We start from the raw sequence: 16,787 nt of genomic DNA, 5'->3' as shown, positions 1-16,787 counted from the left end.
AGATAAAAGGTAAGGAGAATTAGTATGCAAGGATTAGGGATTGATATAGTAGAGATTGAACGAATTGAGGAGGCAATTAAGAAGAGGGAACGATTCAAGCAGAGAATATTTACCAATGGTGAGATTAATTATTGTGAACAATATAAAGAGTCTTGGGCATATTATGCAGCACGTTTTGCTGCTAAAGAAGCTATCGTTAAGGCTTTAGGAACTGGATTTAGAGGATTTGAATGGAAGGATATAGAGATAGTTAAAGATGAGCTAGGAAAACCTGCAGTTAAGCTTCATAATCAGGCTCACAAGATAGCTGAAGAACGAGAGATTAAAGAATTTTTAATTAGTATCTCTCATAGTCGTGACTATGCAGTTGCTCAAGCAATTGCTATTGGGAGGGATTAGTATGAAGATAGTTACTGGAGTAGAGATGAAAGAGATTGATGGGCAGGCTATTGAGGATGTTGGCATTCCAGGTGTTGTTTTAATGGAACGAGCTGGAATGAAAGTAGTTGCTGAAGTGATTGATCTGTTAGAGCAAGTTGTAGAACCAGAAGTTATCATTTTAGCTGGCTGTGGTAATAATGGTGGAGATGGTTTTGTAGTTAGCCGTCTGTTAGCAGACGAAGGAATCCAAGTTAAGACTAGCGTATTAGGTCAGCGGGAAGAGATTAGTGGAGATGCTAAGGTTAACCTTGATATTTTAGAAAATTTGAACTTATCTGTAACAGAAATAAAAACTGAAGAATTAAGTACTTTAAAAGAGGATTTAGAGCAAGCTGATCTGATAATTGATGCTTTATTAGGAACAGGGATTACAGGAGAGTTGAGAGGATTGTATCCTGAGCTGATTGAATTAATTAATCAAGTAACTACCCCAGTACTTGCAGTTGATATTCCTTCAGGGGTTGAAGCAGGAACTGCTAAGGTTAGGAGTGTAGCAGTTAAAGCTGAGCGAACAGTTACTTTTGGCTTGCCTAAAATAGGGACTCTTTTATATCCTGGTAGGGAGTATGTGGGTGATTTAAAGGTGGTTGATATTGGATTACCTGAGCAAGTAATTGCTGAGCAAGAGTTGACTACTGAGTTAATTACTGCAGAATTAGTTAAGCAAAATTTAGTTTCTCGTAAGCAGAATACCCATAAAGGGGATTATGGAAGGTTATTGATTGTGGCAGGTTCACAAGGAATGACAGGGGCTGCTATGTTGGTTGCTCAAGCTAGTTTGAGGGTAGGAGCAGGATTGGTTACAGTTGGGATTCCAAGTAGTTTGAATCATATTTTAGAGTCGAAGCTAGTAGAAGCAATGACTTATCCATTGGCTGAGACTGAGCAGGTTACTTTGGCTTTAGAAGCAGAGCAACAAATTGAAGAATTGTTAGATGGTAAAGATTTATTGGCAATTGGCCCTGGGTTGGGCCAAGGTGAGCAGTTGACTACTTTGATTTATAACTTATTAAATACTGTAAATATTCCACTAGTGATTGATGCTGATGGTTTAAATGCAATTCAGGATTTAGAGTTACTTGCCCAGCGAGAAGCACCGACTGTTTTGACACCTCATCCAGGAGAGTTGGCTAGACTAGTTGGTTTGACTGTTGAGCAGATAGAAGAAGATAGGATTGGATTGGCCAGTAAGTTGGCCCGACAATATCAGGTGGTTTTAGTTTTGAAAGGGGCTCAAACTATAGTGGCTACTCCTACTGGTCAAGTTTATCTCAATTTGACCGGTAATGCTGGATTGGCTACAGGTGGCAGTGGTGATCTATTAACAGGAATGATCGCCGGCTTGGCTGTGCAAGGTTTAGAGCTAGTAACTGCTACACTGATAGCAGTTTACTTACATGGTTTTGCTGGTGATTTAGCTAAGGATAAGTTAACAGAATATAGTTTAATCCCTAGTGATTTGTTAGATTATTTACCACAGGCAATAAAAAAAATAAGGAGAGGTTAAGGTGACAAAAGCTGCTGATATTATGACTGAAGATTTAATTGTTGTTTCTCCACAGATGACGATTAAGGAAGCTTCCAAGCTGTTTATTGAAGAAGGAATAAGTGGTGCTCCAGTAATAGAAGATGATGAATTAATAGGAATAGTAAGTGGTGGAGATTTAATAGTTAAAAAGCAAAAGGTTAAATTTCCAAACTATGTTTATTTTTTAGATAGTGTTTTTTATTTAGATAGTTTTAAAGAGTTCGAGGATGGCTTCAAGAAGGTTGTGAAGATGAAGATTGAAGATGTGATGACTACTGATGTTATTACGGTTGAACCTGATGATAGTATTGAAATAGTAGCTGATTTATTTGTTAATAAAGGGATTAAAAGAGTACTTGTAACCAAGGGGGAGCAACTTATTGGAATTATTACTAGAACAGATATTATTCGGTATCTGAGTCAAGATTAATAGAATTATTTTATTAAGTATCAGTGTCTGCAAAAAATTAAAGCTCAAAACTCTATGTTCAGTGGATTAAAGGGTCTGATTTTGACTAATTAAATTTATTTTGATATAATTTATTAATGAAAATACACCCTATATAGGGTGTATTTTTTGGATTGAAGGAGGCGATAGAATGATTGATTTAATTGTTAAGAACTTATCTGATCATATTGGCCCAGGAGATATTGTGGGGGCTTTTACTAATGAAGCTAATATTGACGGGGGCCAAATCGGTAAGATTGAATTTAAAGGTAATAATGCAATTGTTGAAATAGAAGATGAAGTAGCTGAACATGTAATGAAGGTGATGAATAGTAATCAAATTGCTGGAGTTGATGTTGGAGTAGAGATTGATAATAATTTTAAAGAAGAGCTAGAGACAGTTGAAAATTATATTAATAAATATAAATTTTTAGTTCAATTGGAACGGGAAGAAGAAATGAAGTATCATGAAGCAGAAATTAAAAACTTATCAGGACAAGAGCGTGAAAAAAAAGGAAGGGCTTTCTTAAATTTACGGGGGCGAGATCAAGGACAAGCCTTTGCTGGTAAATTTGTAGTTAAGTTTATGAAACAACAGCAAGGAAGATCATTGCCAGATACTGAAATTAATATTGGTGATTTAATAATGATCAGCAAAAACGAACCATTAAATCCTGATAATCCTACTGGAACTGTAGTAGAAAAGACGAATTATTCAATTACAGCTGTTTTTGATAATCAACCACCTGGTTTTGTGTATGGTAAAAATCTTCGTTTAGATTTGTATGTTAATGACATTACTTTTCAAAGAATGTTAGATGCTTTAGGAAGATTAGAATCTACTTCAGGGCGATTAAAATCATTAAGAAGTAAGTTGTTAGGGATAGAGGATTTAACATTTGATGCTAAGGAAAATGTTGAATTTAGTAATTTGGCTTTAAATCAATCTCAACGAGAGGCAGTTGAGACAGCTTTAGCTGCTAAAGATTTCTTTTTGATTCATGGACCACCTGGAACAGGAAAGACTGTGACTGCAATTGAGATTTTAGAGCAGGCAGTCCAACGCCAAAAAAAGATTTTGGCAACAGCTGACTCTAATACAGCAGTTGATAATTTAGTAGAGAGATTAATTAAGCGAGGGTTAAATGTTCTCAGGATTGGTCATCCAGTTAGAGTAAATCCTGTTTTAAGGCAACATACTTTAGATTATTTAATAGAGGAACAACCAGAATATAAGAAGGCTGAACAGGTAAGGGAGCAAGCATATAAATTATTAGAGCAACAAAAAGAAAATATTCATCCAAGTGGACGTTGGAGAAGAGGATTGAGCAACAAGCAGATTAAAAAGTTAGCTAATCAAGGAAAAGGTAGCCGAGGCATCTCTAGTAATAAGATCAAAGAAATGGCTGATTGGTTGGAATTACAAGATGAAATAGAGCGATTATTTGCTCAAGTGGAGCATTTAGAAGACGAGACAGTCAAAAGATTAATTAAGGAAGCTGATGTGATCTGTACAACTAACTCTACTGCTGGTTCTGAAGTTTTAGCAGGAGAAGAGTTTGACTTATTAGTATTAGATGAAGCCACTCAAGCAACTGAGCCTTCTGCCTTAATTCCACTAGTTAAAGCGGATAAGGTTGTTTTAGCTGGAGATCATAAACAGCTCCCCCCAACAATCTTAAATAAAGAAGCAGAAAAAGAGGGGCTTTCCAAATCATTGTTCGAGAGGTTATTAGAAGTTCATAGTACTGAAGTTAAACAGATGTTGAAGGTACAGTATCGAATGAATCAACAAATAATGAATTTTATTAACCAGGAGTTTTATGAAGGAGAATTGATCGCAGCAACTGAAGTTAAAGATTGGGATTTAACTGAGCTTGATTTTGAAATTTTCCAAGGTAATTCACCAGCAGAACGAGCTTTAAATTGTAAAGAGGCAATTGCTTTTTTTGATACAGCAGGAATGAATGCTTCTGAACATTTCAAACAAAATTCTACTTCATTACAGAATCGGGTTGAAGCTGAATTATGTACAGAGATAGTCAGTTATGCTATTAATGGTGGAATTAAAGAAGAGCAAATAGCAGTGATTACTCCTTATTATGATCAGGTCGATTTAATTAAGAATTTACTTAAGTTTGATCGTGTTGAAGTCAATACTGTAGATGGTTTTCAAGGGAGAGAGAAAGAAGTAATCGTTCTTTCTTTGGTTAGAAGTAATTCCAAAGGGAATATTGGTTTTTTAAGGGATGTTAGACGATTGAATGTTTCATTATCACGAGCGAAAAAGAAGTTAATTGTTATTGGTGATTCTTCTACTATAGGAGGAGAGCAGATTTATTATCGTTTGATAAGTTATATTCAATCAGTTGGATATTATTATAATTTGTAAATGGTGACTGGTATAAATTGCTTTTTTGAAATTAGTTTATTTGATTGACATGAATAATAAAAATAGTATATAATTAACTAGTAATCATCAATTGTTATGAGGTGATAAAGGCTATGAATCAAGGGCAGTCTTTAAAAAAGAGTATTAATAATTATTATTACTTTGAAGAGAAGAAAGAATTAAAAGAGAAGCTAAAAAAAGGCTATTCTCAAATGGCAGAGTTGAATTTAGAATTGGCCCAAGAGAGTTTTAAAGCTGATAAAAACACTTTGCAGAAATTGTTTTAATAAGTTAGAGACGTTAATAGCGTCTCTTTTGTTCTATTTATTTCACATGTATATTTTGAATGAAATTGCAGAAAATACTATATAGACTATAGGTTATTAAATGAACAGAGTTTAAATTTGAAGCATAAATATATAATAAATTAAACCTTAGCTATAAGAGTCTTCTCAGCTAAAATAAAATATTGGAAAAGTGAATATTTAGTCTCAGGATGTTTTGCAACTATTGATGGTCTAAGGGTTTGTGGTTTTATGATTTTGAATTTCAATTATCACTTGTACATTGTACACTAAAATAGGGGTGCAGAGAAATTTAGTTATCTGCGAACACTGTAGTGATAGGCTTAAATTCAGCTGAGAGTACTGTATAATAAAGTGGGGGTGTTTTTTTGACTAATTTAAAAGAAGTCATAGTTAGCTTACCTAATAATTTATTGAATGAGATTGATGGGTTTATTAATGAAGAATATCAAGATCGGAATGAATTTATAAGCGAGGCCATGGAAGTTTATATTGAACAGTTGAGAAAAAATAGATTTAGAAAGGAAATGAAAGAAGGCTATTTAAAGATGGCTCAAGTGAATATTTATTTGGCTACAGAGAGTTTTTTAGCAGAAAATAAAGCTTTCTTTAACTATGAGGGCCGATTAGCGGAGTGTGATTAAAGTGGAAATTAAAAGAGGTGATATTTATTATGCCGACTTGAATCCGGTTGTTGGTTCAGAACAAGGGGGGGTAAGACCTGTTTTAGTGATTCAAAATGATATTGGCAATAAATATAGCCCTACGGTTATTATAGCAGCTATTACATCTCGAATAGATAAAGCTAAATTACCAACCCATGTAGAGATTGATTCCAACAAATGTAATTTGGAACGGGATTCGGTAATTTTACTAGAACAGATCAGGACTATTGATAAAAAAAGATTACAACGTCGTGTTACTTATCTTGATCAAAAGGTAGTTAAAAAAGTTAATAAAGCATTAGAGATCAGTTTAGGGCTGGTTGATTTATAATCAAGGATACTTTTAGTTAAGTAATTTTAGGCTTAGCTAAGAGTATTTTTTATTATATTTACTATAAATATAAGTATAACTTTAATTAGTAAATAAAGAGAGATAAAGGATATTTTTAGCCAAAGGAAATGTTGGAAGACAAAATATTTAGTCGTAGGATGTTTTGTAAATATTGATGGGTTTAGTGTTTTGTGATAGGCTTGAATTTAGCAAATTGTTTTTATTACGGAGGTCTGATAAGACCTGTAGAGAGAATACTATAAAACTTTTAAAGGGGGATGAGTATGAAACAAGTAGTTGAGCAGATTGAGTTAATAGAAGAAGAGGTTATCGAACTGAGAAGAGAATTTCATCAATATCCTGAGTTAGGATTTGAAGAGGAACGTACTTCACGGCGGGTTAGTGACTATTTATCAAATTTAAACTTGGAAGTAGAACGACTTAGTGGGACTGGAGTAGTAGGATTATTGGATTGTGGAGTAGGGCCAACGATTGGTTTAAGGGCTGATATGGATGCGTTGCCAATTACAGAACAGACAGAAGTTAGTTATAGTTCTAAAATAGATGGTGTAATGCACGCTTGTGGACATGATGGGCATACTGCGATTTTGTTGGGTGTTGCTAAGGTGTTAACCAAGTTACAAGATAAGATTAGAGGTAAGATTAAATTTGTTTTTCAACCTGCAGAAGAAGGTCCAGGAGGAGCTTTACCTCTAATTGAAGCAGGAGCTTTAATTAAACCTCAAGTTGATAATATCTTTGCTTTACATATCACTAATAAATTACCAACTGGAGTAGTAGGATTACAAAAGAAGGTTGTATCGGCAGCAGCAGATGAAATTGATTTAATAGTTAAAGGTAAGAGTGGTCATGCATCTACTCCCCAGGATGGGATAGATGCAATTGTAACTGCTAGCCAAGTAATTAATGCTTTGCAGACAATCAATAGTAGAAAAATTAGTCCGTATCAAAAAGCTGTAATTAATTTAGGAACGATCAAAGGTGGTTATCGTAGAAATGTGATAGCTGATAAAGTTAAAGTTACAGGAACTATACGAACGACAGACCCTGAGTTAAGAGACTCTTTACCAACTATGATCGAACGGATTGTTAGTGGGGTTACTGCTAGCCAGGGAGGAGATTATCAATTGGATTATCGAAAAGGTTATCCAGTTTTAATTAATTCTACCAAATTAGTAGAGGATTTAGAGAATACAATTAGTCAAATCCCTTATTTAGAACAACTAAAATTTTTAGAGCTACCTTCAATGGGAGCAGAAGATTTTGCTTATTATTTACAGCAGGTACCCGGTCTCTTTTTTAGATTAGGAGCAGCTGATATAAATTCTAATTATTATCCAGCTCATCATCCTAAATTCAATTTTGATGAAGATGCTCTTAAAATTGGAGTGGCTCTTTTTATTTATATAACTTTGCAGAGAATAAAGGATAACCCGACAGTTTTCTAGAATATAAAATTAGGTAGTTGAAAGGAGGAATTTTAGAAAGGTGAAAAAAGTTATTGGAATAATAGTTTTACTTATTTGTTTAATATCTAATCAAGTATTAGCAGCTGAAACCTCTGCTTTTGATTTATTAGATGGAATTGTAAATCAAATAGATCAAATTGAAGATTTTAGAGGAACAGTTGTTTCTAGAATTTTTGAAGATGATCAGAGTAAGGATTTTCGGGTTCAAATTATGAAATCGGATACTAGATTAATGACTCAACAGACCCAACAAGATGATTTAACTGGATTAGAAAATATTAGGTCATTGAACTCAATCCCTTGGCTTTATTTGCCTCCTGATTATTCAATCATTAAGAACAGTCTTCCTCTAGAAGGACAACTAGACTATGACCAACCATTAAAGAATTTAGATTCATTATATGAAGTGGAGTTGTTAGGTGAAGCAATTTATGATGAACGAGAAGTTTACATAGTTAATTTGAAAAATTATTTTTCAGTCCAAAGGATATTTATCGATCAAGAGTGGAATACTATTCTAAGAATTGAAATCTTTAATGGGAGTAATATCAAAATAGCTAATATTATTTATGGTCAGTTTGAGCAGGTTGAATTTGAAACTTCTAAGATCTGGATGCCAACTGAGATTAGAGTAGAAGATAATTATGGAAATAAATTATTAGAAATAATCTATCAAGAATGGGAAATGAATATTGGTTTGACTGATTTTGATTTTGCTGAAGGATTTCCTCCTGATTATCAGACTCAAATTGATCAATTGTATGCTCAGTTAGAAGAGAATTCAGAAGATGATTCTTTATACTTTGAAATCAGTAATTTGTATTATAAGAGTGATTATTTAGATGAAGCAATCGAGAATTTACATCAGGCAATTGAGCTTAGTGATCGAACTAGATATCGTAAAAGACTAGCTGAATTTTATCAAGATGTGCGAGATTATGAAGCAGCATTGTCTCAAGTAAGGACTGCTTTACAGGGAGATTATGATAATGCTAGTTTGCATTTTTTAGAAGGAGAAATTAGGTTGCAGTTGGGTGAAACTGATAGAGCACGGCGTTCATTAGAAAGAGCTGTAGAGCGAGATTCACAAAATCAAGCTTATTTAGAGCGGTTATTTAGAATTTATTATAATTTGGCTGATCAGGATAACAATATGCTGGCAAGGGCCAGGAGAATTGCAGAAGATTTAGTCAAATTAGATGATAATAATAAAAATCATAAAATTCATTTAGGCGATATTTATCGAGAAAAAGGAAGGGTAGCTGAAGCATTTGAAATTTATAGTCAAGCTATCGAATTAGCTCCTTATGATACATGGGGTTATATTAAATTAGCTAGGTTACATAAAAAGATGGAGAGATATGAAAGAGCGGAAGAGTTATATCGCTATATTCTTTATTTAGAAGATACAATTGAAAATCATAAACGATTAGCTGGTTTTTATTTTGAGCAAGGTAAATATAATTTGGCTTTACAAGAATATAAATTAATCAATGATAGAGTTGCAGATGATCTAGATTTAGAATTGAAGCTAGCGGAAACTTATTTAGTAACTGGTGATAAAGAAACAGGGATGAAAATTTTTGAAGAGATCTTAGCTACTGAAGAAGAAGGATTACTTTATTTAGAGATAGCAGAGATTATAAGTTATTATCAACTAGATGTTGCTATTGATCTTTATCGCCAAGCTTTAGATACGGAAGGGTTATTAACTACTGAACAGCAGGAAGAAGTTTATAGTAGATTAGGCTATATTTATTTTGAAAGAGAAAAAGAGCGACAGTTCTCTCAAATTCAAGAGCTTTTAAATTTAGATTCACAAGCTAAAGTTTATCGTTTGTTGGGGGAGTATAAGTTTAGAGCAGGTAAGTTAGATCAAGCATTATCCTATTTTAAAGTAGCTAGTGAACGTCAACAAAATATTATAAATCATTATAATTTAGCAGTTAGCTATTTATTAGTAGATCACTTTGAGCTTGCTAGAGCAGAAGGGGAAAAATTAAAAAAAATAGGTTCTGCTAAAGGCGAAGAAATAATTAGGTTAGTAACGGCTTTAAAAGAGTTAGAAGCAGATTACAAGGATAAATATGTCCCAGGTCGAATAAATCGTATCCAAGGTGATAGATTGCGGAGACAAGGGAAATTAAATGAAGCATTAATTAATTATCAACAAGCTATTTTAGAAAATCATGGTTATGGATTACCTTATTTTTATACAGGGGTAATCTATGCTGTGCAGGATAATCACTTTAAGTTAAGGTTAGCTAAAAGTGGTTTGGACCGAGAAGAGAAAGGACTATTAAAGGAGTTAACTTCTCTTTTGCAACAGGTGAATCAATTTTGAATTTATTAGTAATGGAGGAACTAGACAATGTTAGCAATTATAAATGGTCGTATTTTAAACATGACCAATCGAGTTATTGAAGAAGGGACAGTCTTAGTTGAGTCAGGGAAGATTGTTAAAGTTGGCTCTAAAGTTGAAATTCCAGCTGATGCTGATATAATTGATGTTGAGATAAGATAGTAATGCCTGGCTTGATTGATGGTCTTAAATGGAGAAAGTATGGCTCTAAAGACTTATGGTCATATGGCTTTGGAGAGTAGAGTTGAAAAGGTCTTACTTAATGGTTCAGTAGTTGTTGATAATGGCAAAGTAATTGATTAATATCAAGCAAGAGTCAACAGATTATTATTAATCAAAAACAATGAAATTGAGAGGTGGAATCTAATAATGTTAAAGGTGGAGACAAATAATCCAGAAGAGACTTTTGATCTAGGTAAAAAGATCGGAGAAAGTTTAACTCATGGAGGAATTGTTTGTTTGCAAGGGGATTTAGGAGCAGGCAAGACGGTTTTAGCTAAAGGAATCTGCAGAGGACTAGGTGTTGAAGAAGAAATTACAAGTCCTACATATACAGTAGCTAATGAATATCGTGGCAAATTAAAGGTTTATCATATGGATTTATATCGGATTAGAGATGAAGAAGAATTATATGATATAGGTTTTGAAGATTATTTATATCGTGGTGAAGGAGTAACTATTATTGAGTGGCCAGATAAAGCAGGTGCCTTAATGCCTGATAATTATTTAGATATTAATTTAAGAGGAGAAGGAAATTGGCGGGAAATTAGAATTATACCTCAAGCCAATAAGTTTATTGAATTAGTTGCGGAGTTGAAGTGAAATGTTAGTTTTAGCAGTTGATAGTTCAACTAAAGTAGGAAGTGTCAGTTTGGTTTCTACAGAAAGGTTAGTAGCAGAAAGTTTATTACATTTAGACCAGACTCATTCCCAAAGATTGATGCCTCAACTAATTGATTTAGTAGATAGATCTGGTTATGAGTTAGATGATTTGGATGGGATTGCAGTTGCTTTAGGGCCAGGTTCTTTTACTGGAACCCGTATTGGAGTAGTAACGGCTAAGACGTTGGCCCAAAGTTTAGGATTGTCGATTGTCGGTATTTCTACATTGAAGGCTATGGCTTATAGTTTAAAGTATACTTCAGGTTATATTTGTCCTGTAATAGATGCAAGACGCAAACGGGTATTTACTGGTTTATATCGTACAAGCGATGAACAGTTGAGAGCAGAAACAGAAGAGGCATTATTAGCTATTGATGATTTAATAACAGAATTAAGTTCAGTACAAGAAGAAATTTATTTTGTAGGAGAAATAATCCAAGAATATCGAGCTCAAATTAGCGAGCAGATTGAAGGAACTCACTTTATTACTAATAAATTCAGTCTGCCGCAAGCTGGAGCTGTTGGAGAGTTGGGTATAGAGCGATTAGTAGCTGGAGATGAGGATCAATTATTTGAATTGACTCCTAATTATCTAAAACGTTCTCAAGCTGAGATTCAATGGGAAAAGAATAATTAGTGAGGGTGTCTAAACTTGAGACAGCTTGAAATTATTACAATGGAGGAAAAGCATCTGGAGCAGATTTTAAAGATTGAGCGAGAAACATTTACAGTTCCTTGGTCGAAAGCAGCTTTTAAGAGCGAGTTAAATACTAATTATGGTTATTACATAGTAGGAATGTTAGCTGAGCAGGTGATTGCTTATCTTGGAGCATGGGTGATTGCAAATAGAGCCCATCTAACGACTTTAGCAATTAGTAAGAATTATCGACATCGTAAGATAGCTACTGAGTTATTACGGTTCTTATATACTAAACTTGAACAAAGAAAAATTAAGATGATCACATTAGAAGTTAGGATGTCTAATCAAATAGCTCAAAAATTGTATCGTAAAGAGGGATTTGTTAGTATTGGAGTTAGGGAAAATTATTATAGCGATAATCAAGAAGATGCTTTAATTATGTGGAAAAAAATATAAGAGTAATTTAATTTTCACTAATTACTGAACTTATGGGAGGTGATTATTTATGGCGAAGGAATTTTTAGTACTGGGAATTGAGACTTCCTGTGATGAGACTTCAGTAGCAGTTATTAAGGAGGGGACTCAAGTTTTGTCTAACATAATTGCTTCTCAAATCGACTGGCACCGTAAGTTTGGGGGGGTTGTTCCTGAAATTGCTTCTCGCAAGCATGTAGAATTGATCAATCCTGTGATCAGTGAAGCTTTAGCAGAAGCGGGAGTCAGTTATCAAGATTTATCAGCTGTAGCAGTGACTTATGGGCCAGGCTTAGTGGGGGGATTACTGGTTGGTATTTCTGCTGCGAAAGCGATAGCCTATGCTCATAATTTACCCTTAATTGCTGTTAATCATATTGAAGGGCATATCTATGCTAATTTTATCTCTTATCCAAGGTTAGAACCTCCATTAATTTGTTTAACTGTGTCAGGAGGACATACTGATTTGTTGTATTTTGAGCGGCTAGGAAGTTATCAGATTTTAGGGAGGACTAAAGATGATGCTGCAGGAGAAGCTTTTGATAAGGTAGCTCGGGTAATGGAGTTAGGTTATCCAGGTGGTCCAGCAATTGATAAGTTGGCTAAAGAAGGAGATCCAACAGGAGTTGATTTACCACGCCCAATGATTGATAGCCCAGATTATGATTTTAGCTTCAGTGGATTAAAAACGGCTGTCTTAAATTATATTAATCATAAAAAGCAGAAGCAAGAAGAGATTCCTAAAGCTGATTTAGCAGCCAGTTTTCAACAATCTGTCGTTGATATCTTAGTTACTAAGGTAATTAAGGCAGCTAAAGATAAAGAGATTAAGACTGTATTGCTTTCAGGAGGAGTTGCTTCTAATAAACAGTTAAGGAAAGAATTAACGATTAAAGTAGAAGAATTAGGGTTAGAATTGTACTACCCTGAATCACAATTGTGTACAGATAATGCTGCGATGATTGGGAGTGCTGCTTATTTCAAGTGGCAATTAGACCAACAATCAGCCCCTTATTCTTTGAATGCAGAACCTAATTTAAGATTAGGCTAGTTAGATTAAATGAGATCTCCTAATTAGGGGATCTTTGTTATTTTTCTAAGAATTTATGATTAGTTTTTTAAAAGAAATTATTATAAACTGTAAATTGTATTATAAAATGGAGGATTATTATGGAATATACTGAACAGCAGTTAGCTATTTTATCAGCCCAAAAGGAAAATATCTTACCAGTCACATCAGTCTGTAACCTCAGTTGTCTATTTTGTAGCCACCAAGGTAACCCAGCTAATGTAGAAGTTTTTTCTTCTGGACATCGTTCTCTTGCTGAAATTAAGGAGTTGATTTCTTTTTTAAATGCTGAAAGTAAGATTGTGATTGGGGAATCTGCTACTAGAATCTGTGAAGGAGAGCCATTTACTCATCCTCAAATAATAGAGATACTCAATTTAGTACGGAATCAATTTCCTGATACTGTATTACAGTTGACGACTAATGGGATTAATTTAACTGCTGAAGTTTTAACTGAATTGGCTCGATTAGAGTCACTTGAGCTGAATCTGTCAGTTAATAGTATTGGTTCTACAAGCAGAAAGGAATTAATGAATCAACATCAAGAGCAGTCAATTTTAGAGGTAATGAAAGGATTACAAAAATTAGAGATTACTTATCATGGTAGTATAGTGGCTCTGCCGACAGTAACTGGATGGTCAGATTTAGAAGAAACTATTGCTGCCTTGGGCTCTTATGGAGCTCAAACAGTCAGAGTCTTTATGCCAGGTTATACAAGATTAAGTCCTAGTCAAATGGAGTTTAAGCCTAGCTTATGGGAGCAGTTAGTTGATTTTATTAGTGACTGTCGGGCCAAATATCAAATTCCAATTATGTTAGAACCGTTGAAATTATCAAATTTAGAAGCTGAGGTAGTAGGGATAATTAATAATTCTCCAGCCAGTCTCAGTAAAATTGAAGTTGGGGATAGAATTATTGAGGTTGGTGGAGTAGAGGTTATCTCTCGGGTTGATGCTTTTCAGCAATTATTGCAGATAGAAAGCCCTCGGGTTAGGCTAGAAAGGCGAGGAGAAATCAAGGAAGTTGTAATTGATAAATTAGCAGGTGAAAAGTCTGGGTTGGTTTTCAGTTATGATTTGGCCCCTCAATTATTGGATAACTTAGAGCGAGTGATTAATTATCAACAAGCTGAGCAGGTTCTAATTTTGACCTCTGTGCTAGCTACGGAAATTATTAGAGAAGGTTTGCAACTAGTACTTAATAATAATCCGACCTGGCAGATAGAGATAGCCACTGTCAGTAATAATTTCTTTGGTGGTTCTATTTTATGTGCGGGGTTATTAGTTGTAGAGGATTTTAGAAAAATATTGTTAAGTTACAAGGAGCAGTTAGCTGAGTTTGATCTGTTCTTATTGCCAGGGATTGCTTTTGATAATTGGGGGCGGGATTTGACAGGAGAAGAATACCAGAAATTAGAGGAAGAGTTTGGAATAAGAGTGGAGGTAGTCGATTAAGCCTAAGTTTAAGTTTGAGTAAACAATAAAGAGACTTATAATCATTAAAATGAGAAGTATAAAAGATGAAGCCACAGGTTTTAACCTGTGGCAGGATTTTGCTTCAAGCTATCGGGCTACAGGTTAAAACCACCCCAAGAGTACTTCTTCGTTCAGAAAAAGTACTTCACTCAGGGCGCTGTAGCTTGGATTTAATAAAAAATGTTCTTTTAGAATTACTTAAGTGGCGGAATTTAAGATTAGGATTTTACTTAAACTTAAACTCAGTCTTAACCTAAATTTATTTGAGCTTGCTCAAATAAATTTAATTAGTCAGTGCTTGAATAGGCGCAGGGATTCTACCACCGCGTTGTACAAATTTATCAGAGTTGAATTTACTTACCTTCATAATTGGTGTTTCCCCTAATAGACCACCGAATTCAACCTTATCGCCAATCTCTTTATTAGGAGCAGGAATAATTCTGACAGCGGTTGTCTTCTTATTAATCATCCCAATTGCCATTTCATCAGAGATGATAGCTGCAATTGTCTCACCGGATGTAGTTCCTGGAACAGCGATCATATCTAATCCTACTGAACAGACTGAAGTCATTGCTTCTAATTTTTCTAAATTTAATGAACCTACTTCAGCTGCTTTAATCATTCCTTGATCTTCACTGACAGGAATAAAAGCTCCACTTAGACCTCCTACTGATGAGGAAGCCATTGCCCCTCCTTTTTTGACTGCATCATTCAATAAAGCTAAAGCAGCAGTTGTACCATGAGTTCCACAAGATTCTAATCCCATACTTTCCAAGATATTAGCAACACTATCTCCGATTGCAGGAGTAGGTGCTAGTGATAGATCAACGATTCCAAAAGGTACTTTTAACATCTTAGAAGCGGTTTGACCGACCAATTCTCCTACTCGAGTAATTTTAAAGGCTGTTCGTTTAATTGTATCTGCTAAAGTATTAAAATCAACATCTGGAATTTGATCAACTACATTTTTGACTACGCCAGGGCCGCTAATTCCAATATTAATTACTGTTTCAGGTTCACCTGTACCATGGAAGGCTCCAGCCATAAAGGGGTTATCTTCTGGAACATTACAGAATACAACAAGTTTAGCTGCACCTAGTCCGTCTTTATCTGCAGTTAATTGGGCTGTTTTTTTAATGGTTGTCCCCATTTTTAGTACAGCATCCATATTAATTCCAGCCTTAGTAGAGGCAACATTGATAGAAGAGCAGACTTTGTCTGTAGTAGCTAGAGCTTGAGGAATTGAATTGATTAAATTTTTTTCTCCTTTAGTGTAACCTTTATGTACTAGACCAGAAAATCCTCCTATAAAATCAACTCCTACTTGCTTAGCAGCTTTGTCCAAAGTTTGAGCAATAATAGTATAATTAGTTTCATGGCAAGCATCAGCAATGATTGAGATAGGAGTAACAGAAATTCTTTTATTGACGATAGGAACCCCGAATTTTCGTTCTATTTTATTAGCTGCTGTTACTAAATTTTGAGCTTGAGTAGTTACCTTATCATAAATATTAGTCGTTAACTCTTCAATTTTGGGATGAGCACAATCTCGCAAATTAATTCCCATAGTAATTGTCCGAATATCAAAGTTTTCTGTTTTAACCATCTGGATTGTTTCTAAAATTTCTTGATTATCAAATAGCAATTTAGTCACCTCCTATTAGACTCGATGCATATATTTAAAGATGTTTTCATGTTGTAGTTTTATTTCAACATTTATTTCTTCTTCTAACTCGGTCAATTTTTTGTTTAAAGTTTCAAAATCAGTTTTTAATTCACTAATTTCAACCAACATAATCATTGAGAAGATCTCTTCTAATAATGTTTGACTAATATCAACTATGTTAGCATTATGATTGGCCAATACCGTTGTTACTTTAGCGACTATTCCAACTTTATCTGCTCCAAGAACTGTGACTACAGCCCGTTCTCCTGATTTATTAATTTGTTGATTCATCATTTATGATACCTCCTTTGAATTTTTAGATTTACATAGTTAAGTAGATATTTAAATAACATCTTATATTATTTCTTTAATAATGTCAACCGCTAAAGGATTATAATATTGTGGCACTTTTGTGCCACAGGAATCAGGAATCGGGAATGAGGAATCAGTAAAACCATAAGTTCAAGTTCTTTAAGGGCTCTTGAATTAAATGATTTTGAACTTACTGATTACTGGTCACTGATTCCTGATTGCCATTGATATTAAGTGGTTGAAGAATAAAAAAATGGAACTTGGATACAATACAATACTGGTAGTAGGGGAAATAAGATAGTTTATT

General features: G+C 34.3%; 18 protein-coding genes. 16 read left to right on the top strand and 2 right to left on the bottom strand.

Annotated elements, in window-relative coordinates:
* Positions 1–24: 24 nt before the first annotated feature.
* The 16 genes from acpS (at position 25) to MWH25_RS00185 (ending at position 14,481) form a co-directional block, all read left to right on the top strand.
* Positions 25–399 carry a holo-ACP synthase gene (gene acpS, locus MWH25_RS00255; protein ID WP_248624560.1) on the top strand — a complete coding sequence of 125 codons (375 nt, stop codon included), beginning with the start codon at positions 25–27 and terminating at the stop codon, positions 397–399.
* A 1-nt stretch (position 400) separates the two neighbouring features.
* Positions 401–1,948, top strand: a complete 1,548-nt coding sequence (locus tag MWH25_RS00250) for an NAD(P)H-hydrate dehydratase (protein ID WP_248624558.1) — start codon at positions 401–403, stop codon at positions 1,946–1,948.
* Position 1,949: 1 nt separating this feature from the next.
* A complete protein-coding gene (locus tag MWH25_RS00245; RefSeq protein ID WP_248624556.1) occupies positions 1,950–2,399 on the top strand; it encodes a CBS domain-containing protein in 450 nt (149 codons plus the stop codon).
* A 169-nt stretch (positions 2,400–2,568) separates the two neighbouring features.
* A complete protein-coding gene (locus MWH25_RS00240; protein WP_248624554.1) occupies positions 2,569–4,809 on the top strand; it encodes an IGHMBP2 family helicase in 2,241 nt (746 codons plus the stop codon).
* Positions 4,810–4,922: 113 nt separating this feature from the next.
* Positions 4,923–5,096 carry a hypothetical protein gene (locus MWH25_RS00235; RefSeq protein ID WP_248624552.1) on the top strand — a complete coding sequence of 58 codons (174 nt, stop codon included), beginning with the start codon at positions 4,923–4,925 and terminating at the stop codon, positions 5,094–5,096.
* A 386-nt stretch (positions 5,097–5,482) separates the two neighbouring features.
* Positions 5,483–5,758, top strand: a complete 276-nt coding sequence (locus MWH25_RS00230; RefSeq protein ID WP_248624550.1) for a CopG family ribbon-helix-helix protein — start codon at positions 5,483–5,485, stop codon at positions 5,756–5,758.
* 1 nt (position 5,759) lies between these two features.
* The gene (locus tag MWH25_RS00225; RefSeq protein WP_248624548.1) at positions 5,760–6,110 is read left to right on the top strand and encodes a type II toxin-antitoxin system PemK/MazF family toxin; all 351 of its coding nucleotides are present in this window, start codon (positions 5,760–5,762) and stop codon (positions 6,108–6,110) included.
* 284 nt (positions 6,111–6,394) lie between these two features.
* The gene (locus tag MWH25_RS00220; protein WP_248624546.1) at positions 6,395–7,579 is read left to right on the top strand and encodes a M20 metallopeptidase family protein; all 1,185 of its coding nucleotides are present in this window, start codon (positions 6,395–6,397) and stop codon (positions 7,577–7,579) included.
* Positions 7,580–7,619: 40 nt separating this feature from the next.
* Positions 7,620–9,944, top strand: a complete 2,325-nt coding sequence (locus MWH25_RS00215; RefSeq protein WP_248624544.1) for a tetratricopeptide repeat protein — start codon at positions 7,620–7,622, stop codon at positions 9,942–9,944.
* Positions 9,945–9,971: 27 nt separating this feature from the next.
* Entirely contained in the window at positions 9,972–10,124 is a 153-nt protein-coding gene (locus MWH25_RS00210; RefSeq protein ID WP_248624542.1) for a hypothetical protein, read from the top strand.
* Positions 10,125–10,142: 18 nt separating this feature from the next.
* A complete protein-coding gene (locus MWH25_RS12810; protein ID WP_282706828.1) occupies positions 10,143–10,265 on the top strand; it encodes a hypothetical protein in 123 nt (40 codons plus the stop codon).
* Between the two features lie 66 nt (positions 10,266–10,331).
* Complete coding sequence (gene tsaE, locus MWH25_RS00205) at positions 10,332–10,784, top strand: tRNA (adenosine(37)-N6)-threonylcarbamoyltransferase complex ATPase subunit type 1 TsaE (RefSeq protein ID WP_248624540.1); 453 nt, start codon at positions 10,332–10,334, stop codon at positions 10,782–10,784.
* A 1-nt stretch (position 10,785) separates the two neighbouring features.
* Positions 10,786–11,481: a tRNA (adenosine(37)-N6)-threonylcarbamoyltransferase complex dimerization subunit type 1 TsaB gene (gene tsaB, locus MWH25_RS00200; RefSeq protein ID WP_248624537.1), complete on the top strand. Its 696-nt coding sequence runs from the start codon at positions 10,786–10,788 to the stop codon at positions 11,479–11,481.
* A 15-nt stretch (positions 11,482–11,496) separates the two neighbouring features.
* Positions 11,497–11,940, top strand: coding sequence for a ribosomal protein S18-alanine N-acetyltransferase (gene rimI / locus MWH25_RS00195; RefSeq protein WP_248624535.1), 444 nt, complete (start codon positions 11,497–11,499; stop codon positions 11,938–11,940).
* Positions 11,941–11,989: 49 nt separating this feature from the next.
* Positions 11,990–13,009, top strand: coding sequence for a tRNA (adenosine(37)-N6)-threonylcarbamoyltransferase complex transferase subunit TsaD (gene tsaD, locus MWH25_RS00190; RefSeq protein ID WP_248624533.1), 1,020 nt, complete (start codon positions 11,990–11,992; stop codon positions 13,007–13,009).
* 119 nt (positions 13,010–13,128) lie between these two features.
* Positions 13,129–14,481, top strand: a complete 1,353-nt coding sequence (locus tag MWH25_RS00185) for a DUF512 domain-containing protein (protein WP_248624531.1) — start codon at positions 13,129–13,131, stop codon at positions 14,479–14,481.
* Between the two features lie 304 nt (positions 14,482–14,785).
* On the opposite strand, the gene MWH25_RS00180 is transcribed toward MWH25_RS00185, so the two are convergent.
* Both MWH25_RS00180 and MWH25_RS00175 read right to left on the bottom strand, forming a co-directional pair.
* Positions 14,786–16,147 carry a PFL family protein gene (locus MWH25_RS00180; protein ID WP_282706827.1) on the bottom strand — a complete coding sequence of 454 codons (1,362 nt, stop codon included), beginning with the start codon at positions 16,145–16,147 and terminating at the stop codon, positions 14,786–14,788.
* A 15-nt stretch (positions 16,148–16,162) separates the two neighbouring features.
* Positions 16,163–16,459 (bottom strand): ACT domain-containing protein, encoded by a 297-nt coding sequence (locus tag MWH25_RS00175; protein ID WP_345947207.1) that lies wholly within the window; start codon positions 16,457–16,459, stop codon positions 16,163–16,165.
* Positions 16,460–16,787: the final 328 nt, after the last annotated feature.

Origin of the sequence: Natroniella acetigena, assembly GCF_023227745.1 — a bacterium.
GTDB lineage: Bacteria > Bacillota > Halanaerobiia > Halobacteroidales > Halobacteroidaceae > Natroniella > Natroniella acetigena.
This window is presented reverse-complemented; position numbering and strand designations above follow the sequence as displayed.